We start from the raw sequence: 22,361 nt of genomic DNA, 5'->3' as shown, positions 1-22,361 counted from the left end.
TACTGCTGGAAGCAGGGATCTGCCTTGATCAGGCGACGGGCGCCCCTGCGGACGTCAGCAATCCGACTTGCAAGTAGCTTGTCAATCGGCTTGTAAGCTTAAGACCAGCTTTGCCGGGAGCCACCTGGGTGCATTCTTGCCCGAATCCGTGATACCGTAGTGCTCATTGTCATCCCTGGGTCATCCCTGGCCCTTCAATCGAGCGGCCCTTTGTCGCTGTCGTACGGGACCGGCTCATGCAGCTTATGACAACCGCGTGCAGGCCCGGTAAATATGCTCGCGTTAATTGTATCAATCAAACGGTTGACGAGCGACGTCAGTGACTGGTGCATGCATTTCGCGCGACTGGTGCCGAGGCGGGGCATGGGCTCGATGCACAGATGCGCAAGGCAAAGCACATGCGGACTGGCGGATTCGCACGGCGAGATCAGGGTGAACCGACGCTGAGTTCGAGCCAAAATGCTCTTAAATCCAGGGTTGCATCTAGATCAAGAGTGCTATCTTGAATTAGCGTGGGATTGGAGTAAAATTTTAGTGTTGGGCAACTTGGGTTGAACGCAGGCTGTATGCAGCCTGCCGGGGGAGGGGCAATGGCAATGCCCTCTTTGTTTTTGACCTGCACTTACCGCGTGTGTGCGCCTGAAGCGCACAGGATCCGCCTCCGAAGAAATGCCTGATGGGGCACGGAGCGGGGAGCGGTAGCGGCGCGCCCCCTCAACACCCTCTACCCCCTTAAGCCGGCTGATTATTCCCAGTTCCAGTAAACCGAAATGCGTGCTGCTGACCGATGTCGGCGGACATGCAAGCGTGTGGTGTCTTGTGCCGCGCGGGCGGTCGCGTCTGTGCCGGCCGCACAGTGGAGACAGGTCATGGCGACGATCGAAATCACCGACACACTCATTCTGGATCAAAGCTCCGGTGTCCAGGACGACGATACCGTCGTCAGCAACGACCTCACTGGGCTTTCGACATTCTTCAAGGATTTCCTGCTCGGACTGGGCGGCGACCTCGAGCTTTCGGCCGGCCAGCTTGCTTACGCCGACGACGTCGAGGCCTCGGTGAGCGGGCCTGCGCTCGTAACGGTCACTCCGGATGGCGGCACGATCAGCGAGCTGTTCTTTTCCGACCTCAACGGCGACCCGCTCGACGGTGACCAGGTCTTCTTCAACGGCAATCCGCTGCAAACGGTAGACGGGGACAACATCTATTTCCACTCCTTCGAGGGCGGGAAGATCGTGCTAGCCACGACCAGCCCAATTGCCGGCCAAGGCGATGTGGTCGCCGCCTTCTATCTGAACGCAGCCGGCGACAACCTCAGTGCCAGCATTGAGATGGTGACCTTCGAGGCCATCGCCCATCCCGACGCGACAAGCGGCGATGACAGCATCGACTGGAGCGACGTCCTCAACGTCACGGCCACGGGCTCGACATCCTTCAACTTCGACAATCTGGACTCGGGCAATCACCTGTTCGTTGCCGTGGGCACGGCGGATGTCGGGCTGGTGGTGAGCGGATTGCATCCGGTCATCAAGGCCGACGGGACGCTCGACAATTCGGGCGACAACATCAAGACGAGCCAGGGCGGTACAGGCGCCACGATCGGCGTCAACAACCAGATGTTCGACCCAGGTGAGACGGCGGTGTTCAGCTTCGTCTCCGGCCAGGCAACGGGCACATTCGGCGACATCGACAACATGAACTATGACGACTTCGTCGATGTCACCGATGCAGCGATCTTCATTTCCCAGACCGAGGGCAGTCCGAACACCGATTACACGCTGAAGATCGGCGCGTTCAGCGCCGGTGGCGCGGGGACCAACCCCGAAGAGGGCCGCAGCTATATCGACAATGATCTGCCGGATGCCGGCCCCGATCTCGGAAATGATGCGGGCGATAGCGCGCTTGCCGACGATACCGCGGTGGACATCGTGCGCGTGGTCGTCAAGGACGAGACCGGTCAAGTCGTCGTCGACACCACGACCTCGACCAGCACGGTCACGTTCAATGCCGACGGCACCGTGACGGTTTCCGGTCTTGATACCGAATATACGGTGCAGGTCTTCACCGACGACAGCGGCACGCCCGGGACGGAAACATTCAATCGCTTCCAGGTTACCGGCGTCGTCGGCAAGTTCGACGTCGGCCGGGTCGACATCTCGCAGGGGGTGAACGTTACCCAGTCGGTCGGCGACCAGCTCTTTGTCGAAGACGACGGCCCGACGGTGACGGCGGGCGGTACAGTGCCGACATTGACCACCGACGACACCAACATTCCCGATACCGCGTCGGATGACTTCTCGACCATCTTCACCGCGGCGTTCGGCACGGACGGCTTCAAGGACAGCGACGACAACGATGTCCAGGACGTCGACGCGCTCACTTATGCGCTTGGCGTCAAGAGTGCCGGTGTCGACAGCGGGCTCGACGACACGTTGAGCGGCGACAACATCCTGCTGCGCCTCAATGCCAGCGGCGAAGTCGAAGGCTATCTGGCGAACGATACGAGCACTGTCGCCTTCGTGATCAGCGTCGACGAACAAACCGGTGAGGTGACGCTGACCCAGAACCGTTCGGTCGTCCATAACGATCCGACGGATCCGGAAGAGAGCGGCGCTTCGGCAGCAAAACTCGCCGCGGCCGACCTGGTGACGCTGACGGCGACCGCCACCGATGATGACGGCGATACCGACGATGCCACGGCCAATATCGGCAACGCCTTCAACTTCGAAGACGACGGCCTGACGGTGACGGCGGAAGGTACCGTGCCGACGCTGACCACCGACGATACCGACATTCCCGATACCGCTTCGGATGACTTCTCGACCATCTTCACCGCGACGTTCGGCACGGACGGCTTCAAGGACAGCGACGACAACGATGTCCAGGACGCCGACGCCATCACCTATGCGCTCGACGTCAAGAGTGCCGGTGTCGATAGCGGGCTCGACGACACGGTGAGCGGCGACAACATCCTGTTGCGCCTCAACGCCAGCGGTGAAGTCGAAGGCTATCTGGCGAACGCCACGAGCACAGTCGCCTTCGTCATCAGCGTCGACGAAAACACCGGCGAGGTGACGCTGACCCAGAACCGTTCGGTCGTCCATAACGATCCGGCGGACCCGGAAGAGAGCGGCGCTTCGGCAGCGAAACTCGCCGCGGCCGACCTGGTGACGCTGACGGCGACCGCCACCGATGGTGACGGCGACACCGACGATGCCACGGCCAATATCGGCGACGCCTTCAACTTCGAGGACGACGGCCTGACAGTGACGGCGGACGGCGCCGTTCCAACATTGACCACCGATGATACCGACATTCCCGACAGCGACTCGGATGACTTCTCGACCATCTTCACCGCGACGTTCGGCACCGACGGTTTCAAGGACAGCGACGACAACGATGTCCAGGACGTTGACGCCATCACCTATGCGCTTGGCGTTAAGAGTGCGGGTGTCGATAGCGGGCTCGACGACACGCTGAGTGGCGACGACATCCTGCTGCGCCTCAACGCCAGCGGCGAAGTCGAAGGCTATCTGGCGAACGCCACGAGCACGGTCGCCTTCGTGATCAGCGTCGACGAAAACACCGGCGAGGTGACGCTGACCCAGAACCGTTCGGTCGTCCATGACGACCCGGCGGATCCGGAAGAGAGCGGCGCTTCGGCAGCGAAACTTGCCGCAGCCGACCTGGTGACGCTGACGGCGACCGCCACCGATGGTGATGGCGACACCGACGATGCCACGGCGAATATCGGTGACGCCTTCAACTTCGAAGACGACGGTCCGAGCGTGACGGCGGACGGCGCCGTTCCGACATTGACCACCGATGATACCGACATTCCCGATACCGCTTCGGATGACTTCTCGACCATCTTCACCGCGACGTTCGGCACCGACGAGTTCAAGGACAGCGACGACAACGATGTCCAGGACGCCGACGCAATCACCTATGCGCTCGACGTCAAGAGTGCGGGTGTCGATAGCGGGCTCGACGACACGGTGAGCGGCGACAACATCCTGCTGCGCCTCAACGCCAGCGGTGAAGTCGAAGGCTACCTGGCGAACGCCACGAGCACAGTCGCCTTCGTCATCAGCGTCGACGAAAACACCGGCGAGGTGACGCTGACCCAGAACCGTTCGGTCGTCCATAACGATCCGGCGGACCCGGAAGAGAGCGGCGCTTCGGCAGCGAAACTCGCCGCGGCCGACCTGGTGACGCTGACGGCGACCGCCACCGATGGTGACGGCGACACCGACGATGCCACGGCCAATATCGGCGACGCCTTCAACTTCGAGGACGACGGCCTGACAGTGACGGCGGACGGCGCCGTTCCAACATTGACCACCGATGATACCGACATTCCCGACAGCGACTCGGATGACTTCTCGACCATCTTCACCGCGACGTTCGGCACCGACGGTTTCAAGGACAGCGACGACAACGATGTCCAGGACGTTGACGCCATCACCTATGCGCTTGGCGTTAAGAGTGCGGGTGTCGATAGCGGGCTCGACGACACGCTGAGTGGCGACGACATCCTGCTGCGCCTCAACGCCAGCGGCGAAGTCGAAGGCTATCTGGCGAACGCCACGAGCACGGTCGCCTTCGTGATCAGCGTCGACGAAAACACCGGCGAGGTGACGCTGACCCAGAACCGTTCGGTCGTCCATGACGACCCGGCGGATCCGGAAGAGAGCGGCGCTTCGGCAGCGAAACTTGCCGCAGCCGACCTGGTGACGATGACGGCGACCGCCACCGATGGTGACGGCGACACCGACGACGCCACGGTCAATATCGGCGATGCCTTCAACTTCGAGGACGACGGCCCAACGGCCGAATTGACCGAAGAAGACGCCGATGTGCTGCATGACGAGACGGCGGGCGTCGACGCGGCTTCCAACGACAAGGCGACTGCCTTGCCTGCCGTTTTCGCCGCGCTCGGCGCGGCGCTCGGCTGGGCAGCCAGCGCCTCGGCGGCGGTGACGCCCGGTTCGAACTTCGGTGCCGACGGGGACGGCGGCGAAACATTGTCGCTCGACGTCAGCGCCGCGAATGCCGATTCAGGCTTCGACACGCTCGACGGACACAACATCCTGCTCAATGTCGAGGCCGGCGGCCTCGTCGTTGGCCGGGTCGATGACGACAATGACGGCAGCGTCGACAACACCGACGCCGTGGCCATCGCCATCTCGCTCGACCAGGCCGGTATTCTCAGCGTCGCGCAATATCTGGCGATCGCCCATCCGGACGACACCAATCCCAACGACGTGAAGACGATGGCCGACGGCGTGCTGCTGGCCGTGGTCGACATCGAAGACGGCGACGGCGACACCGACCAGACCAGCATCGCCATCGGCGACAAGGTTCAGATCAGGGATGACGGCCCGCGGATTACGGCGCCGTTCGACGGCGACCAGAACGCCGGCAACGGTAACGGGACCCACGAGACCCTGGCAAATGCGCTCAATGCGTCGGCGACCGGGGCATTCGGCTACGACATCGGCACGGATGGCCGCCTGGCCGCGTATTATACGGGCGGTGGTTCTGATTTTGTCGACCAGAGTGCGCTTGCTGGCGTCCAGATCGGATTGAGCGGCACGATTGTCGGTGGCGGCGGAGGCAGCCTCCTTACCCAGGAGGTGACGCTTGCGTCGGAGAGCCCCACCTCTGCGACGTTCAACTTCAGCTTCACCTACGACAAGGACCCGGCGGCCGGCGTCCAGACGGGGACGGCCGGTGGCACCCTCGTCTTCGACAAGGTCAACGACACCTACACCATCACCCTGACCGACCCGCTGGAAGGCTTCACCTTCGATGTCATCCACACCAGTCAGCTCCTGTCCAAGGAGCCCACCAGCAACGTCGGCCACCCGCAGATCGTGGTGTCGCGGTTGCAGGCGGATGACCCGGGCACACCGACCGACGAAGACTTCTACGTACAGTTTACCGGCAATGCGATCACCAAACCCAACCCGTTCAGCTTGACCAGTGATGGCGAGAACTCGTCCGCCGACTCCACATTCACCGTCGGTGGACATGAGATGGTGAGCAACAACAATGAAACCTGGGTGTCTGCGACGCAGAGCACCAACGGTGTCGCCGGTGACACGATCCAGAAAGGCGAACTGCTGACGTTGCGGTTCTTCAACAGCAACGTCGGTATCCAGAGCGAGGCCCTCACCCCGACGGCGACCGCCGGCGCCATGGCCATCAAGTTCGACGGCATCGGCAACAGCGAAGACCTGATGCTGATCCTCAACCTGATCGACAAGAACGGCGCCGACAACATCGCCGGAAACGCGGACGACAACTCCACGATCACGCGTGCTGTGTACGCGGCGAACGCGGACATCTTCAGGACGGGTCAGGTCCCAACTCCCTATGACAGCGAGTTCACGCTCGACAACAATGACGGCCTCCTGATCATCGAACAGAACGACTACAACGCGGCCGGCGAAGACTATGTGCTGCAGGGTGTGCAGATCATGCAGTCGGGCAACGGTATCACCGGCGCCAACGCGGCGATCGACCTGACCGGCGCGACCGGCGCTGGCGGCGGCAGCAATGCGACCGGCAGTCTGGTGAATTTCGATGCCGTCGATAATGACGTGCTGAAGATCACCGACATCGGCTTCACGTCGACCGTGACCGAGACGCCTAATGCCAGCCTCGACTTCGCCTTCCAGCTGGAGGACGCCGATGGGGACCAGACGGCGATGCAGCATATCCTTGTTGAGATCGCCTGACATGTTACCGACGGGGGGCAGCCAAGCTGCCCCCCGTTCTGACAACACCGACCGGGTACCGGTCTGGGGGCCTGGACAGCCCCGAGTGAAGCATCGAAACGGGGGCTATCGGTGATACAGCCAAGACCGCAATTCCAGGAGGTGATCCATCTGGCGTGGCGGCAGGCGCCTGCTCTTTTTTTCTTCAGCCTGCTTGCCAACCTGCTGCTGCTCTCCAGCGCCATCTACATGCTGCAGATTTACGACCGGGTGCTGTCGAGTGGGTCGATCGACACGCTGTTGTGGCTGACGCTCGCCGTGATCGGCGCGATCGCCGTCTATGGCCTCCTGGAACAAGCCCTCCGGATGATCCTCGGGCGCATCAGCCAATGGCTTGACGATCAGTTGAGCGTCCCGGTGATCGAGCGGGTCATGGACGCACGCCTCAGGGGTATCAACGTCGACGCCGGCCTGAAGGATGTTCAGGAACTGCGGAGTTTCATTTCCGGCGACGGCATCTTGGCCTTCCTCGATGCCCCCTGGACACCTGTCTTCCTGGCCTTCATCTGGCTGCTCCATCCCGTGCTGGGTTTGATCGGGATTGCCGGTGCGATCCTGTTGTTTTGCGGCGCGCTCGCCAATGAATTTCTGACCCGCAAGAAGAGCCAGGAAGCGACGGCCGGCCTGCGCCGCAACCAGACGATTGCGGGACAGTATATCGACGGTGCCGAGACGCTGCGCGCGCTCGGCATGGTCCAGACGGCGTTGCGACGCTGGGAAGTCACTCAGCAAGCGCTGATGGCCCTTCAGGAGCGGTTGTTCGAGCGAACGACCATTATCGGCAGCCTGTCGCGGTCCCTGCGCCTGGCCCTGCAGGTGGCCATACTGGGGCTCGGGGCATATCTCGTCTTGCGCCGCGAACTGACGCCCGGATCGATGATTGCCGCATCGATCGTGCTGAGCCGCGCACTCGCACCGATAGAACGCTCGATCGGCGCCTGGCGCAGCTTCGTTGCGGCGCGGGCAGCTCGCCGCAACCTCATGCAGCTCTTCGCCGACGACCAGGCGACCCAGTACGGTGAAGTGATGCTGCCGCCGCCGCAGGGGCGCCTCAACATCGAGGAATTGCGCTACGTCGCACCGGATAGCCAGCAGGTCCTGTTGAACGCAATGTCCTTCGGCGTGCCAGCAGGAATGACCTGCGGTGTCATTGGTCCCTCGGGATCCGGGAAATCGACGCTGTGCCGCCTGCTCGTCGGGGCGTTACAGCCCTCATTCGGCCATGTGCGTCTCGACGGCGCCGAGATTTCGAACTGGCCCGCCGATCAGTTGGGGATGCATGTCGGCTACCTGCCGCAGCAGGTCGAACTTTTCCCCGGAACCATTGCCGACAACATTTCGCGCATGCGCGACGTTGACAGCGCGGCTGTGATCGCCGCAGCCCAGCTTGCCGGCATTCATGACATGATCCTGCGGTTGCCCAAGGGCTATCAGACCGAGGTCGGCCCGCGCGGCACGCGCATGTCGGGCGGCCAGCGGCAACGCATCGGCCTGGCCCGCGCATTATTCGGCGATCCGGTCCTGGTCGTGCTCGACGAGCCCAATGCCGGCCTCGACGGGGAGGGCGAACTGGCGCTGTTCCGGGTGCTCGAGCAGTTGAAGCAGCAAGGGCGCACCGTGGTGGTGGTGAGCCATCAGACGAACCTACTGCGCACCGCCGACAACGTGCTTTTCATGCATGAAAGCAGCATCCGGATGTTCGGCCCACGCGACGAGGTGCTGGGCGCCTTGGCCGGGCGGCCGCCGAAGATCGTCACTGCGGCTCCCGGTCAGGGCGGTCTTGCCGTTAACGCAGCGGTCAAGCTCAACGCGGCGGAGTAAGCGATGAACGAGCTTCTCGGAGAACTCTCAGAACTGGTCGAGCAGCTGGCCGCAGCTGTTCGCGACATGATGGCCTTGAGCGGATTCGGCGCCGTCGACATGTCGATGGCCCTGGCCCTGGCCGTGGCCGCGGGGCTCGGCTTGCTGCTTATCCTCCTGTGGTTTCTGCAGCGGCCTTCCCGCGCCTATCGGGCATCCCGGCGCGACCTCAAAAGCCGCACGCGCTCGGCCCGCCTTCTCGGCTACCTCTCGGCTGCGATCTTTGTCGGCGGCTTCGGTGTCTGGTCGGCCATGGCCATGATCGCCAGCGCCGTCGTGGCACAAGGTGTCGTTAGCCCCGAAGGCTATCGCAGGACCGTCCAGCACCTTGAAGGCGGCATCATCAATGCCATCCTCGTCAAGGAAGGGGACAAGGTCACTGCCGGTCAGGTGCTGATCTCGATGAAGGCGACCGATGCGCAAGGGCGGTTCGACGAGCTCGACGAACGCTACGTGCATTTGCTGGCGATCGAGGCACGCCTTGCGGCGGAACTTGTCGGCGCGACCGAAATCATCTTCCCCGAGGAACTGGCGGCGCGCGAAGGCAAGGACACGGAGCAGCTCAAGGCCGGCGAGCAGGAGCTTTTGCAAAGCCGCCTTGCGTCCCGCGAAGGACGGGAGCGGATTCTCCAGCAGCGCCGGCGGCAGATCGAAGAAGAAATCACCGGGCTGAATGAAGTCATGGTGGCCCAGAACGAACAGCTGGCTCTGATCGACCGCGAAATCCAGTCGGCGCAGGCGCTCTACAAGAAGGGGCTGGAACGATTGCCCCGCGTCTTGGCGATGCAGCGTGCCCAGGCCGACATCCGGGCGAACCAGGCGGCCAATCGCGCCCAGGTCGCACGCAACCAGCAGCAGATCGGCGAGACCGAGATGCAGCTCCTCAACCTTCGCCAGCAAGACCGCGAAGCGGTGAACGAGGAGTTGACCAAGATACGGGGCGGTCTTGCCGAGGTTCGCAGCCAGTTGCCCTGGCGTCAGGACGTGCTGGCGCGGACGACCGTCGTCGCGCCGATCTCCGGAACCGTCATCAATCTGCGTGTGACCACGGAGTCTGGCGTGATCGCCAGCGGCCAGCCCATCCTCGACATCGTGCCGAGCGAACCGAACATGATCATCGACTCCCGGATCAAGCCTTCCGACATCGACATGCTGCATCCCGACATGCTCGCCCGCGTGGTGTTGTCAGCCTATCCGCAACGCCATCTGCCCCAGATCCACGGCCTGCTGACCTCGGTGTCGGCGGACAGGTTCACCGACGAGCGCACCGGAGAGCCATATTTTCTCGCCAAGGTGAAAGTCGACGCCGTTGAACTGGGCAAGCTCCACGGGGTCCGCCTGTCTCCCGGCATGCCTGCCGAGGTCATGATATTAACCGGTGAGCACACGCTGTTCGACTACATGCTCGCACCGCTTCGCGACTCGCTCAATCGAGGCATGCGGGAGAACTAGCGATTCTGCCTGCCCCTTCGAAGGTTCAGGTTGAACGCGAGGCGCTATTGCCCAGCAGGAAGGACGAGCCTCGCTTTAGAAACTAAACCATAGCGCGGGAGGGTAAGGCAGATTTTTGTCGGTTTTGTCGGATGCAGGCCTGATCGACCCGGTGGCTTTTTTGTCGAGAACCGGAAGGCTTTTTTCGACCGCGACTACTTTCTTTTCAGCCGTAACCGTTTTGGTCTCCGCCTGTACGTTTTGCGACAGTGCAAGCACTGCCAGAACTGCAGATAGCGCAAGTTTCATGATCGACCCCTTTAGCCCGCAGAGAGTTTAGCCCGGGCTCCTGCCCAGACTGCCTCTCGATCGCTTCACTCCCCGCCGCTGCGTTGCGGCTTCGCCGGACTGAGCGCGATAGGCCATCTTCCGCAACGTTAAGGCGGTGTTCTATGCGGAAAGCGAAAGAACAGGACAGATCGCGCAAACATCGCGAAAGTGGCGAAGCACCCAGGCCTGCGTGGCGCCTCGATCACCGACCGGGTCGTCGATGTCCTGAATCGCGACGCAAGGCTTCGCGCGGGGTCTCACCGAATACCGCCTTGTAGTCGTGCGCGAAGCGGCCGGGATTGGTGAAGCCGAACCGAAGGGCGAGGTCGGTGACCGTGCCCGCGATGTCACCGGACCGGAGAGCGTCACGCACCGCCACGAGGCGGGCGAGGCGGATCGATGCCAGCGGCGTCGTCTCGCGGAACCGCCGGAAGCCAAGTTGCAGGCTGCGCACGCTGCACCCCGCCGCCTCCGCGACCTCATGCAGCGCGATTGGCTCTTCGAGATGGGCGTGGATATAGGCCTCCGCCCGCCGTATGGTTCCCGGGATAGCGGAGCTGCCTGTCCGTGCCAGATGATCCGAATGGTTGTGAGGGACTGCGCGCAGGAGCGTGTAGAGCATGAGGTCGGTGAAGGAACGGCTGGCGAGTTCGCTGCCCGAAAAGGGTGTCGGCGCGCCGAGCTCCTCCACCATCAACTTCATAAGGCGCCTCAAGCTCTGCGCTGGCATCGCGCCCCAGTCGAAGACCGGTTCAAAGGCGAGATCTTTCGGCACGGGCCCACCTAACAACGCAGCCAATCGCTGGTTCAGGCTCTTCGCAGGGATCCACAACGAAAGTCGCTCGTGGCTCCCGGTCGCAGACAGCGTCGTTCCGGGCTCTCCGCGGTACACCAGGCCCACGCTGCGGTCGATTCCAAGCACTGTCCGTGCGCCGCCGCCGAACTCAAGGGCGCCCCTGCTCACGGCGGTGAGGCAGTAGTCGGGTATGCCGGATTCGGTGACCGTCAGCGACGCGGCGAGCCGATCCGCAATGTAGGCGACGTCCAGCTCGCCGACCCCGCTCGCGCCCCGGACCGAGAAGACCCTCGGGGTCCGGTCGCTTCCGGTCCCCTCCTGTATCTTGTAGCGCAACAGCTTGAAATGAGGATTGAGGAAGTGCGGCTGTAGCCGTGGCCAATACACGCCGCCTTCCAGATCCTGCAGGTCGCGGATGCGTGCGAGCCGGAATCCTTCCGGTTCCTCGCCACACGCCAATGCAGGATTGTTCGGATCGGTCCCAGCCTGCATGTCACCGACTCGGTTCGAGCGCTGATCGGCTGCTGGTGACAGGTGGTCCAGATGCCAGCGAACCGAGGTGCGACAACGATATTGCCGAGCAATGCGAATTTCAAGTTATGAACGAGTGGTGGAGGAGCGCACCGATCATGATTGGCGCAAGGTCCACTGCTTGTACATTCATGTCGCGAAAATTGCCTTTAGCCTTGGCGGTGTTTGGCGGGACACGCGGGATAGCCTCTAGGACCCTCCAATTGCCATTTGGCGTCGAGCGAAGGTGTGCCATTTCCCTCCGGCAAGACCACAGGGGTGTGAACGGCATCTTCGCGCCCGTTTGGAGACGTTCGACCTAAGTTGCTCAACGTCCAAAAGCGGACAGACATTCGCTTGGACCAGTTGCCCGTGCGATCTTGCGACACGCATTAGGGTCTTTTGATTGTTCGAAAGGGGGCGGCCATCACGCTGTGCTCATCTGAGCGCTCGCCCTCACCGGTCACCAATCCCTCGAAGCCATTGAGCTGAGCAACGGTCACCGGTTTTCCCTCCCAGTCACAGTCCGCGCAATGCGGCCATTCAAAGAGTGTGTCAGGCGAAGTTTCGCTGTTGCCATATTGCGGTTCGAGTCGAGGCGACTGACATTGCGGGCAGGCGTCGGGTACGTCACGCAGGCGGCGCATAAAATAGGAAACACAGATCCCCATGGCATGACTGGTCATGGACTTGGCGAGTTCGGCATCCATCCAAACAGCTGATTTGGCGTGTGTCAGCCAGTTTGCAAAGACCCATGCTTCCTCCATGGCAGATTTGAGAGCTCTTCGGCGCTCCTTGTTCTTGTCGCCCGCCAGCATTTCGTTGGCAATGATCTCCGACCAACCCTTGAAATTGGCCCGCTGAACCGCCGGGCTTTCCCAGATCGTAACGTCCTGCGCCACTCCGATGAGAGTGAGTAACACCTCTCTGCACCTCATGCCGACCGCCTGGTAGCCCGCAACGTCGGCTGCTTGAGACAGAGCGGCTTCTGTTTCCTCCATTTGCGCGAACACCGCTCCAAACGGCAAAACACGCAGATCTTTGAGCTGCTGTTCCTCCGAACGAGGCGTGCGTAGGCAGAGACCGATGTGGAACGTGAGGGCCAAGTCCATATTCGGGAACTGGTCTTGCGAGTAGAGATTGTTAGGGTTGGTGATTACCCACCAGCGATCACGGTCGGTATGAACGTCCCAGACGTGGTGCGCATGGCTAACAACTTTTTCGGAATATACCTTCTGCAGGAAGGTTATGGTCAAGTCAGGAGCTTGCCAATTGAAGTAGGATTTGACCTCTTCAATCTCTTCGTCAGTTGCCCGCAGCATTTCGTTCCCCGCATTTCGCGAGCGAGTTTCTGCCAATAGCGCGGCGAAGTCCATCGCCCCATAGAGTCACGGGATTGCGCCCCATATCGGCCTAACGGGCCACTTCGCAGCTTCTTAAAAGCAGACCTTGCTTGCGCGCGCCCTGTCAGTCGTCGATCCACCATGTGTGGGCTTTGATAGCCGTCCGGAATCGGCATTCCGGGCGGCGGGATGGAGGCCAGTTGGCGCCCGCTTCTCCTGTGGCAAGGATCAAGTAGCCGAGGCCTATCGCTTCGGCGACGGGGCATCTAACATATCTCGGATTGTAGATTCTTCTGGCTTGAGAGACGGTTTGCTATGGTGCAAATCCCACATAGTCAGTAATGACGATGAGGAAACAGCGAAGCTCTTGGCGCCCTACATCCAATCCGGCAATCTGAACTTTCTCATCGGCTCCGGAGCTTCCTTGCCAGCGATCAAGACTGCTGGCGATATCGAGAAGAAACTGGACAAGCTGATTAAGGATGGCAAGACAGAGGAAGCAGATCGCGAGAGGATCGGCTTCATTGAGGCAATCGGAAAGACCTATAAGCAGCTGAAGGAAGACGCGATCAAGGTCGCTGGCCAGTAGGATCATGGCTCCGCTACGAAGGCCGACAAGGAGCACGTGTCAAAAGAGGCGGTGAAGAAAGCCGTCGATAGTATCCGAAACGCCGCGACAGAGCCGAGGAAAAGCTCGATCGCAAACATTGACCATGGTCGCTCGGCGACCATAGGCTCCTCCAAACAGGGAGCCCCTTCTTCATGAGATCAATGTCAGAGGTTGTCATTGGCTTCGACACGACCGCGGATAAGATCAGGGCACTGCTCCGCGAGGGCTATCTTCGCGCGGACGTCGCTCGCTTCCTCGACATTCGTTACCAGCATGTTCGGAAGGTTGCTGTAGACGCCGGCATCAATCAGGGCCTGCAGCGCGGGATCGTGATCTTACCAGCGACGAAACCATTGCCTGCCGTCCGCGAAGAGACTGCGGTCGATATGCTCATTGATGCCGGGTTCACATTGCTAGGCAGCTGGGTAGTCGCCGATGCTGGCATCGGGCTTTCCGCGCCGGCGCCCAAGGACCCCGGTGTTTATGCCTTCGTCGTCGATGGCGCCGTCAAATACATCGGGCTGACAAAGATGGGGTTCGCGCGACGCATGTACAGCTACTCCAAGCCGGGCAGCACGCAGCGCACCAGCCAGCGGATCAACGGGATCATCGGCGAGCACTCCCGCGCAGGCGCCGTTGTTGAGATCTACATCGCCGTGCCGCCAGCGCTGGAGTGGAACGGTTTGCCAATTCATACGGCTGCCGGGCTCGAGGCCGGACTGATCGACATGATTCAGCCGTCTTGGAACAAGATGGGCGTTTCTTGATGCTGGAGTTCGATCTTCCGCCTGCGATCGCCGATCTCGTCGCTGCCCGCAATAAACTGCGCGATTACTATAAGGCAGTGGGCTTGAAATTCACCCTGGACGGCAATCTGGTCGGTGATTTGGGCGAAGCCATTGCCGTTGAGCTTTTCGGCCTCCGTCTTGCTGAGGCGAGATCAACCGCTGGAATCGACGGTCGTTCCCCCGATGGTCGGACGGTGCAAGTGAAGGCTACAGGCACCGGTTCTGGGCCAGCATTCCGTCAGACAGAGGCGAAGGCACAGCATCTCCTGTTCTTCGACCTGGACTTCGAGCGGGCGAAAGGTCTTGTGGTGTTCAACGGGCCCGAGCATATCGCCGTAGCTGCTCTGCCGGCGGTATTCTCCGGCCAGCGGTCGCTGACTAAGGGTCAAATCAGAGCGGCCGATGCGCGTGTCGCCGATTCCGATCGGCTTAGGAGGGTGGACATTGGCGGTTGAGACAAAACTTATCGAGTTGCCGGAAGTACCGGATTTGGCTGGTCGTCTCGATCGCATCCGCTCGATTTCGCGAGAGATCGAGCTTCTGCCCGACGAGACCTATGCGCCTCAGGGGAGTTTTCTCGCGGACGTAGAGTGGTTTTCGTTGGCTGCGGTGACCAAGAGCACATCGAACGCCAACGCATTCGAACTTCTGGTGAATGCTCGAAACACCGTGGCCGCCGCGGCAGTGGTACGCATGCAGATCGAGGCAGCGATGCGGCTCTTCGGCCTCACGTTAGTCGACGACATCGAGGATGCCGGCACCAAGCTCATGCATGGCGCCAAGTACTCGAGCTTAAAGTTGGCGGGGACCAAAGACGCGCTTCGCGACAAGATCCTCCACGAAGAGCTGTCAAAGGAATATGAATGGGTCTCAGAGTCTTATGAGGCTACATCTGCCTATGTCCATCTCGATCGAATGAACGTCACTTCGAAGCTCACTCACCTTGATCATGACACGTTCTTCAACCTGTCTGGCGTGGATGCCAAATGGCCGGAGAGCGCCTATTACGATCTTGCGGACACTTTTTACATTGCGCTCAGGATGACGCGAAACCTGCTGCAGGCCTTTTTGGCCGAAAGGCCTCAACCGGAAGCGCGTGCAGCGATTCTGCAAAAGTGGCGTGAGGAACGTGACGGCAAGGACCGCTATGACGGCGAGGGTACCCAATAGGCATTTGGAAGCCCTTCCCACCTCGTCGTGGAATGAGGCGATGGCATCGCGAATTTGGTTGTAAAGGCTGACTTCGCCGCAATGCCGACATCGGCCGGCACGACCGTGCCACGCCCCCAGCGCCTATTGGCTTCATCCATTGCTGCCATTCCTTCGCCGCTCGTTCATGGTCGATGCCGTCGAAAAGAGCATGTTGCGCGAGGATGGCATCACCAAATCCTGAGTGATGATGCCGACCTTACTGTTCATCCAAGACTAACTGTTGGGCAGTGAAGCCAGTTTTCGAGCCTCGTGCGACCTAGCGGCAGCTTTCGGGCTAGGAGTTTTAGGAAGGCAACAACCGCAATGAGGTCGGAAACCGTCGCTGAGTTCGGCCCGCCCTGAACGGCGGCTATAAGAACTTCGACGGCCAAACCGGACCATCCGTTTCCGGCCCCACTGCGGTCGTACCCGACGCCCGATGTCCGGCTAAGAAATGGAAAGGATCTCCAGCTCGCGCTGCCCCAGCAGGACTACGTCGCCGACAGTCTTGCCAATCAGCGCGATGGCAACGGGTGAGCCATGCGAAATGGAAGCTCGAGACGGGTTGGCCTCATCCTCACCGACGATGCGGAAGGTCTGCGTGCGGCCATCGTCACGTGCGAACGTAACTGTGTGACCGAAGGCGACCACATCGTTTGAGGTCGGCGCCGGCATGAGCTGGGCTGTACGGACGCGTTCGGCATAGTAGCGCATATCTCGAACCGGAACCGCCGACTGCCGTCGCCGCTCGTTAACGTCTTCCAGCGTGTTGGCGGCCTCGAGAGCCTGCTGGGCGCCCGCAAATGCATCTTGCAGCATTTTGAGTCCCACCTCCGTGACAAGGTTGATCCGATCGGAGATAGGGCGCGCCGGCAGTATGGTTTCCGATGCCGCCTCAGCACTTTCCTCTTTGGCAAATGCCACGCTCAATGGCCGAAATCCCATGTCTAACTGCTAGCTGTTGCTTACCTTAATGCCCGCAATGCAGCAACAATCCAACTGCCGGCTTCGGCCCAAATATGACGGCTGTAAATCTCGCGGGAGGTGCTAGCGCGCATGTCGCTGTCGTTAGTGCTGAATCGTGTGCCTAGCCGGACGGCTGATTATGACTAACGCCCTGAGCTCTTTTTTTTGCACGATGCAGGTAGCCAAGCCAGTACGGCCCGCATGTTGGAAGAGCTGGCAGTCCGAAGGGCATTTCGAAGGCTGGTCTCTGGGCCTTCAGGACCTACCGCCTTCTGTCACGGACGCGTGGTGAGAGGGCGTTTCGGCAACTATTGCTCTCGCCGTCGATTGATGGCGACCCTGTTGCTCGGCTTCTGGCGGCTTCGAGTCCGGTGCTCACAGAGGCAGTGACATGTTGCCCTTGGTTGTGTGGTTGATCGGGCATTGAGCGGGGCATGCCGCGGCGGGAGAGGCCATTTCACGTCAGTCAGCCGTGTGGTGCAGATGGCATCGGCACACTGGCCGCAGTGCCCTTCCTTCCGTGTCGCGACAGCCGGTCCTTCCGCGGGCCCGATGGGGCATGTCTAATCGAAGAACGGCTTCGCCTCGATCGTTATCCCGCAACGGTTCGCATTCCTCGCGGTCCAACAAAGCTGCTTCTTGCCGCCCTCCATTGCATTGCGGCCCCTGACGTGAGCGGTCCGATAGTCTCCGGTCTTTTCGACCATCGAAGTGCAGCTGAGGGCCTTATTCGAGGCGGGGGTGCTCGGGGCCATCCACTGTCCTGGTCTAAGTTCTGTGGGATTGCCCCCTCTCGCCGAAGTGCTGTCCTGATCGACCCAGCAGGTGGGCGATTTCTACTCGCCCCTCCCTTGTCTGGATTGAGCGAAACGCCAAGTCAGGATCAACGGGGAGGATGCGCAGCACATCCCCGTTTATTGCGCAGTCGGCGAAGCCGGCACATTGGATGATGATCCCGCCGTTCCGAAGGAGCGGTCCAAGGGCGCAATTATACGTCGCTGACGCGACGCCTTGCTCAGCGGCCTGCCCAGCAGCCGCTCCTGACGAACGCATGAGTGTCCGTTCGCTGTCCAGGAGCAATCTCTGCCGTGGCTGTCCCGCATTTCTCCGTCAGCATTGTCAGCCGCGGTGACGGTCGCAGCGTGGTTCTGTCGGCCGCCTATCGCCATTGCGCCAAGATGGAGTACGAACGCGAAGCGCGCTCGGTTGACTACACACGCAAGCAGGGGCTGCTGCATGAGGCGTTTTCGGTGCCACCCGATGCGCCGCAATGGCTGCGCAGCCTGATTGCCGACTGCTCGGTGGCAGGTGCTTCGGAAGCCTTCTGGAACAAGGTCGAAGCTTTCGAGAAACGCTCGGATGCCCAGCTTGCCAAGGACATCACCATCGCCTTGCCGCTGGAGCTGTCAGCCGAGCAGAACATCGCGCTGGTGCGTGATTTCGTCGAACGACACATTCTCGCCAGGGGCATGGTTGCGGACTGGGTCTATCATGATGCGCCTGGCAATCCGCATGTCCATCTGATGATGACCCTGCGACCACTGACCGAGGACGGGTTTGGGTCCAAGAAGGTTGCTGTCATGGGTGAGAATGGCGAGGTGCTGCGCACCAAGACCGGCAAGATCGTCTATGAGCTTTGGGCCGGCGGGATCGACGACTTCACGGCCCTGCGCGATGCCTGGTTCGAGATCCAGAACCAGCATCTGGCACTTGGCGGGATCGACCTGCGTGTCGATGGTCGCTCTTATGCCGAGCGTGGCATCGACCTCGTGCCAACCACCCATATCGGTGTTGGCGCCAAGGCGATCCAGCGCAAGTCAGCGCGTGAAGGCCATGAGATGTCGCTCGAGCGGATCGAGCTGCTCGAGGCGAGGCGCAAGGAGAATGCGAGCCGGATCCTGAAGCGACCCGAGATTGTGCTCGATATCGTCTCTTCGGAGAAAAGCGTCTTCGATGAACGCGACATCGCAAAGATCCTGCATCGTTATGTCGACGATGCCGTCACGTTCCAGCAGTTGATGGTGCGCATTCTGCAGAGCCCGGAGGCGTTGCGCATCGAGCGCGACGGCATCGACCTTGCGACGGGAGCAAGGATCCGTTCCCGCTACACGACGCGTGAGCTGATCCGCATCGAAGCGAAGATGGCGAAGCAATCGCTGTGGCTGTCACAACGCACATCACATGGCGTCCGGCAGAAGGTGCTGGACAGTGTGCTGGCGCGTCATGCGCAGCTGTCGCAGGAGCAGCGTGTCGCCATCGAACATGTGGTGGACGAGGCACGCATCGCTGCTGTCGTCGGTCGTGCAGGCGCGGGCAAGACCACGATGATGAAGGCAGCACGCGAGGCCTGGGAATTGGCGGGTTATCGTGTTGTCGGTGCTGCCCTTGCCGGCAAGGCGGCGGAGGGCCTCGAGAAGGAAGCAGGCATCGTCAGCCGCACGCTGTCGTCGTGGGAGCTGCGCTGGAAGCAGGGCAGGGACATGCTCGACAAAAGCACGGTGTTTGTTGTCGACGAGGCGGGCATGGTTGCCTCGAAGCAGATGGCACTTGTCGTCGAAGCAGCAACCCTGGCCGGTGCAAAGCTGGTGCTGGTCGGTGATCCCGAGCAACTCCAGCCGATTGAAGCAGGAGCTGCGTTTCGGGCCATCGTTGACCGCATCGGCTACGCTGAACTCGAGACCATCTACCGCCAGCGTGAAGAATGGATGCGGGCCGCCTCTCTCGATCTGGCGCGTGGCCGCGTCGCACAGGCGATCCATGCTTATGGCGAGCATGGCAGAGTGCGTGGGTCAGAGCTCAAGGCACAGGCGATCGACAGTCTGATCGGCGACTGGAACAGTGACTACGATCCGACCAAGACTACACTCATCCTGGCCCATCTTCGGCGCGACGTGCGCGAGCTCAACAGCCTGGCGCGTGAGAAGCTCGTCGAGCGGGGGATCGTCGGCGTGGGACATGCCTTCCGCACCGAGGACGGCCTTCGCCGGTTCGACCCTGGCGACCAGATCGTCTTCCTCAAGAACGAGACGTCGCTCGGGGTGAAGAACGGCATGATCGGGCGTGTCGTCGAGGCGGCACCAAACCGGATCGTTGCGGCCATCGGCGAGGGTCAGCATCGCCGGCTGGTCACAGTCGAGCAGCGCTTCTACACCAACATCGATCATGGTTATGCGACCACGATCCACAAGTCTCAGGGCGCGACCGTCGACCGGGTCAAGGTGCTGGCTTCGCTCTCACTGGATCGGCATCTCACCTATGTCGCAATGACCCGGCACCGGGAGGACATGGCACTCTATTACGGGCGTCGTTCCTTCGGCAAAGTGGGCGGGCTTGAGACGATCCTATCTCGAACGAACGCCAAGGAAACCACGCTCGATTACGAGCGTGGCACACTCTACCGACAGGCACTGCGCTTTGCCGAGAACCGTGGGCTGCACATATCGCGTGTTGCGCGCACGCTCGTCCGCGACCGGCTCGACTGGATGCTGCGCCAGAAGGAGAGGCTTGCCGACCTGGCGCAACGGTTCCGTGTCCACGGCGAGTGCCTTGGCCTGTTGCAAAGCCCGACAACGCAAATCCGCAACAGGGCCGAACCGATGGTCGCCGGTGTCACGGTGTTTGCCAGGTCGCTGGCTGATATCGTCGAGGAAAGGCTTCTCGCCGATCCGGCCCTTGCCAAGCAGTGGGAGGAGATGTCCACACGCTTCCGCTACGTCTTTGCCGATCCGGAGGCCGCTTTCCGGGCAATGGACTTCAATGCGCTTCTGACTAACCACAAGGCTGCGCAACACACGCTTGCTCAGCTCGTCAGCGAGCCGGCATCGCTCGGAGCATTCAAAGGGCGAACGGGCCTTCTCGCGTCAAAAGCTGACAAGGAGGCGCGCCGTGTTGCCGAGGTCAATGTGCCGGCCTTGAAACGTGACATCGAGCGCTATCTGCAGATGCGCACGGTTGCTACCGAAAGGATCGAAAAGGAGGAGCAGGCACATCGTCACCGTGTCTCGATCGACATCCCGGCCCTGTCACCGACCGCCAGGTCAGTGCTGGAAACGATCCGCGAGGCAATCGACCGCAACGATCTTCCAGCCGCACTCGCCCATATCCGCGACAATCGTGAGGTGAGGCTGGAGATCGATGGCTTCAACCGTGCCATTGCTGAACGCCTCGGCGAGCGGACGTTGCTCGGCAACGCCGCGCGTGAGGCATCGGGTGCTCTCTTTGACAAGGCCGCGGAGGGCCTTCGAGCTAGCGAGCGAGAGAAGCTACGTGACGCATGGCCTTTGATGCGTGTCGCCCAGCAACTCGCTGCTCATGAGCGCACAGCGCAGACATTGACGCAGGTCGAGCAGCTGCGAATGGCACAGCGCCAGGGATTGGCGTGGAAGCTATGAAACGCAGGCGCAGCATAAGTCTTTGGGGGAGGCCGCTCAGAGCGCCCTCAAAGCCTTCACCTTGGCGAGTGATTTGGTAATGTGCGGGTTCCGCAGACTTAATAAAGGCGTGCGGCTCTCTACAAGTTAATTTATCCGTGCACCAATCGGGTGGATGAACCGTGACGAAGCACCGCGGCAAATTCAACTCACTTCAGCGGCCAACATCAATTGTCGCTGGTTGGCCGTGCAAACCGCACGCCGGCTCCACCACCATTTTCCGGTATGAACACAATACCCGCGCGTTCAAGTGCATGACGAATTGCAGCAAGGTTGTTGCGATGAGGAGTACGTGTGCCCCGTTCGAAATCGACGACAGTTGTCTTGGAGACTGTCGCGGCCTCGGCTAGTTCGCCTTGGCTCCAACCAAGCATAGCCCTTGCCGCTCTGCATTGCGCGACTGAAATAGCCCCCATCATTCAAAGTCGTTATTTTTAATTGACATTGGTCAAAAAACTCGGGTTAATGACGGCGACTAGTAAAGCTAGTTAGACGGCCGACGAGGTGTTGCTGCACCTCACTCGGCCTGACCAAACCCAAGCTGGTTGGAGCTCGGATCATGGCTGATTCCGACAATACCACAGCTTTGCCTTTCGTCACCCAAGGAGGACGAAGGAAGAGCTGTGCTGTGGATGACGAGGCGGAAGGTGACAGCTCGCTTGGCGTAAGACTGGCCGAGAAGACCGCCGCGCGTTTGCTTGGCACCATCGACCCATGCGTGGTCCTGCTGCAGGAATGGGAACAGGCACACCACATGGCCGTGGTTTTGTGCCGGCTGCAGCAGCGTCTGGAGATAAGGATCAGGAATGCCCTGAGGGCTTCTGAACCACGCGTTGGAGCTGAGAACGACCAGCAGAGCGCACCGCTGCCAGCGGATCACCAGACACGTTGGAACGAGCTCGACCAGGAGTTCGGATACTCACGAGCCCGTGCCGCCGAGGCACAGGCCGTTGAGGCAGAAGAAGAGATCCTCGACGCTGTTGCCGCCACTCCCGCCCAGTCACTTGCCGGGGTGATCGCCAAGCTGAAGATCATCGTCGGCGGCGGCGAGAACATGGGCGACACATCGGCATTTCCCTGGCCGCAAATTCAGTCGGTCCTGGCGGATCTCCAGGCATTGGGCGACCGCGGCGCGGACGTGCTGCCGGCGGATAGCCGGCGGCAGCACGCTGAGCATCGCGGCCTGGACGGCGAGACGAACCGCCTTCGCGCATCCGTGCCCGACGGCACCATAGTCCGCGAAAGCCATCAACAGCGAAGCTGAACGCACTGCAGGATCGCGGGAGGCGAGGCAGGCGATGCCCGCCGTCACGTATCAGGC

General features: G+C 61.1%; 15 protein-coding genes. 9 read left to right on the top strand and 6 right to left on the bottom strand.

Features of this window, described 5'->3' with window-relative positions; translation table 11 throughout:
* The first annotated feature begins 869 nt into the window (after window positions 1-869).
* From IG197_RS29690 to IG197_RS29680, 3 genes are all read left to right on the top strand, one after another.
* Window positions 870-6,746, top strand: coding sequence for a DUF5801 repeats-in-toxin domain-containing protein (locus IG197_RS29690; RefSeq protein WP_192320161.1), 5,877 nt, complete (start codon window positions 870-872; stop codon window positions 6,744-6,746).
* A 141-nt stretch (window positions 6,747-6,887) separates the two neighbouring features.
* A complete protein-coding gene (locus tag IG197_RS29685; protein WP_246765445.1) occupies window positions 6,888-8,606 on the top strand; it encodes a type I secretion system permease/ATPase in 1,719 nt (572 codons plus the stop codon).
* Between the two features lie 3 nt (window positions 8,607-8,609).
* Window positions 8,610-10,097 carry an HlyD family type I secretion periplasmic adaptor subunit gene (locus IG197_RS29680; RefSeq protein WP_192320159.1) on the top strand — a complete coding sequence of 496 codons (1,488 nt, stop codon included), beginning with the start codon at window positions 8,610-8,612 and terminating at the stop codon, window positions 10,095-10,097.
* A 75-nt stretch (window positions 10,098-10,172) separates the two neighbouring features.
* On the opposite strand, the gene IG197_RS29675 is transcribed toward IG197_RS29680, so the two are convergent.
* The 3 genes from IG197_RS29675 to IG197_RS29665 form a co-directional block, all read right to left on the bottom strand.
* Window positions 10,173-10,385, bottom strand: a complete 213-nt coding sequence (locus IG197_RS29675) for a hypothetical protein (RefSeq protein WP_192320158.1) — start codon at window positions 10,383-10,385, stop codon at window positions 10,173-10,175.
* A gap of 223 nt (window positions 10,386-10,608) precedes the next feature.
* Window positions 10,609-11,694, bottom strand: coding sequence for an AraC family transcriptional regulator (locus IG197_RS29670; RefSeq protein ID WP_192320156.1), 1,086 nt, complete (start codon window positions 11,692-11,694; stop codon window positions 10,609-10,611).
* Between the two features lie 410 nt (window positions 11,695-12,104).
* Complete coding sequence (locus IG197_RS29665) at window positions 12,105-13,034, bottom strand: hypothetical protein (protein WP_192320154.1); 930 nt, start codon at window positions 13,032-13,034, stop codon at window positions 12,105-12,107.
* Between the two features lie 127 nt (window positions 13,035-13,161).
* Between IG197_RS29665 and IG197_RS29660 the strand changes: the two genes are divergently transcribed.
* The 4 genes from IG197_RS29660 to IG197_RS29645 all read left to right on the top strand — a co-directional run bounded on the left by IG197_RS29660 (window position 13,162) and on the right by IG197_RS29645 (window position 15,623).
* Window positions 13,162-13,644 (top strand): hypothetical protein, encoded by a 483-nt coding sequence (locus IG197_RS29660; RefSeq protein ID WP_192320152.1) that lies wholly within the window; start codon window positions 13,162-13,164, stop codon window positions 13,642-13,644.
* Between the two features lie 182 nt (window positions 13,645-13,826).
* Window positions 13,827-14,432, top strand: coding sequence for a GIY-YIG nuclease family protein (locus IG197_RS29655; RefSeq protein ID WP_192320150.1), 606 nt, complete (start codon window positions 13,827-13,829; stop codon window positions 14,430-14,432).
* Window positions 14,432-14,908 (top strand): hypothetical protein, encoded by a 477-nt coding sequence (locus IG197_RS29650; RefSeq protein ID WP_192320148.1) that lies wholly within the window; start codon window positions 14,432-14,434, stop codon window positions 14,906-14,908. Before IG197_RS29655 ends, IG197_RS29650 begins: the two co-directional genes overlap by 1 nt.
* Window positions 14,898-15,623 (top strand): hypothetical protein, encoded by a 726-nt coding sequence (locus IG197_RS29645; RefSeq protein ID WP_192320146.1) that lies wholly within the window; start codon window positions 14,898-14,900, stop codon window positions 15,621-15,623. The genes IG197_RS29650 and IG197_RS29645 overlap by 11 nt, the downstream gene beginning before the upstream one ends.
* Here the strand turns inward: IG197_RS29645 and IG197_RS29640 are convergent.
* Both IG197_RS29640 and greA read right to left on the bottom strand, forming a co-directional pair.
* Complete coding sequence (locus tag IG197_RS29640) at window positions 15,599-15,763, bottom strand: DUF4113 domain-containing protein (RefSeq protein WP_246765444.1); 165 nt, start codon at window positions 15,761-15,763, stop codon at window positions 15,599-15,601. The genes IG197_RS29645 and IG197_RS29640 overlap by 25 nt on opposite strands.
* A gap of 328 nt (window positions 15,764-16,091) precedes the next feature.
* Window positions 16,092-16,574, bottom strand: coding sequence for a transcription elongation factor GreA (gene greA / locus IG197_RS29635; RefSeq protein WP_192320142.1), 483 nt, complete (start codon window positions 16,572-16,574; stop codon window positions 16,092-16,094).
* Between the two features lie 1,124 nt (window positions 16,575-17,698).
* On the opposite strand from greA, the gene traA reads away from it, so the two are divergent.
* On the top strand, window positions 17,699-21,001 hold the full coding sequence (traA, locus tag IG197_RS29630; RefSeq protein ID WP_192320140.1) for a Ti-type conjugative transfer relaxase TraA: 3,303 nt from the start codon (window positions 17,699-17,701) through the stop codon (window positions 20,999-21,001).
* A 206-nt stretch (window positions 21,002-21,207) separates the two neighbouring features.
* Here traA and IG197_RS29625 read toward each other — a convergent pair whose 3' ends face one another.
* Window positions 21,208-21,456, bottom strand: coding sequence for a helix-turn-helix transcriptional regulator (locus IG197_RS29625; RefSeq protein WP_256441279.1), 249 nt, complete (start codon window positions 21,454-21,456; stop codon window positions 21,208-21,210).
* A 143-nt stretch (window positions 21,457-21,599) separates the two neighbouring features.
* On the opposite strand from IG197_RS29625, the gene IG197_RS29620 reads away from it, so the two are divergent.
* Window positions 21,600-22,304 carry a hypothetical protein gene (locus tag IG197_RS29620; RefSeq protein ID WP_192320137.1) on the top strand — a complete coding sequence of 235 codons (705 nt, stop codon included), beginning with the start codon at window positions 21,600-21,602 and terminating at the stop codon, window positions 22,302-22,304.
* Window positions 22,305-22,361: the final 57 nt, after the last annotated feature.

The sequence above is a fragment of the Aminobacter sp. SR38 genome (genome assembly GCF_014843375.1).
GTDB lineage: Bacteria > Pseudomonadota > Alphaproteobacteria > Rhizobiales > Rhizobiaceae > Aminobacter > Aminobacter ciceronei.
Note: the sequence above shows the minus strand (reverse complement) of the source record. Positions and strands in the feature narration are given on the sequence as shown.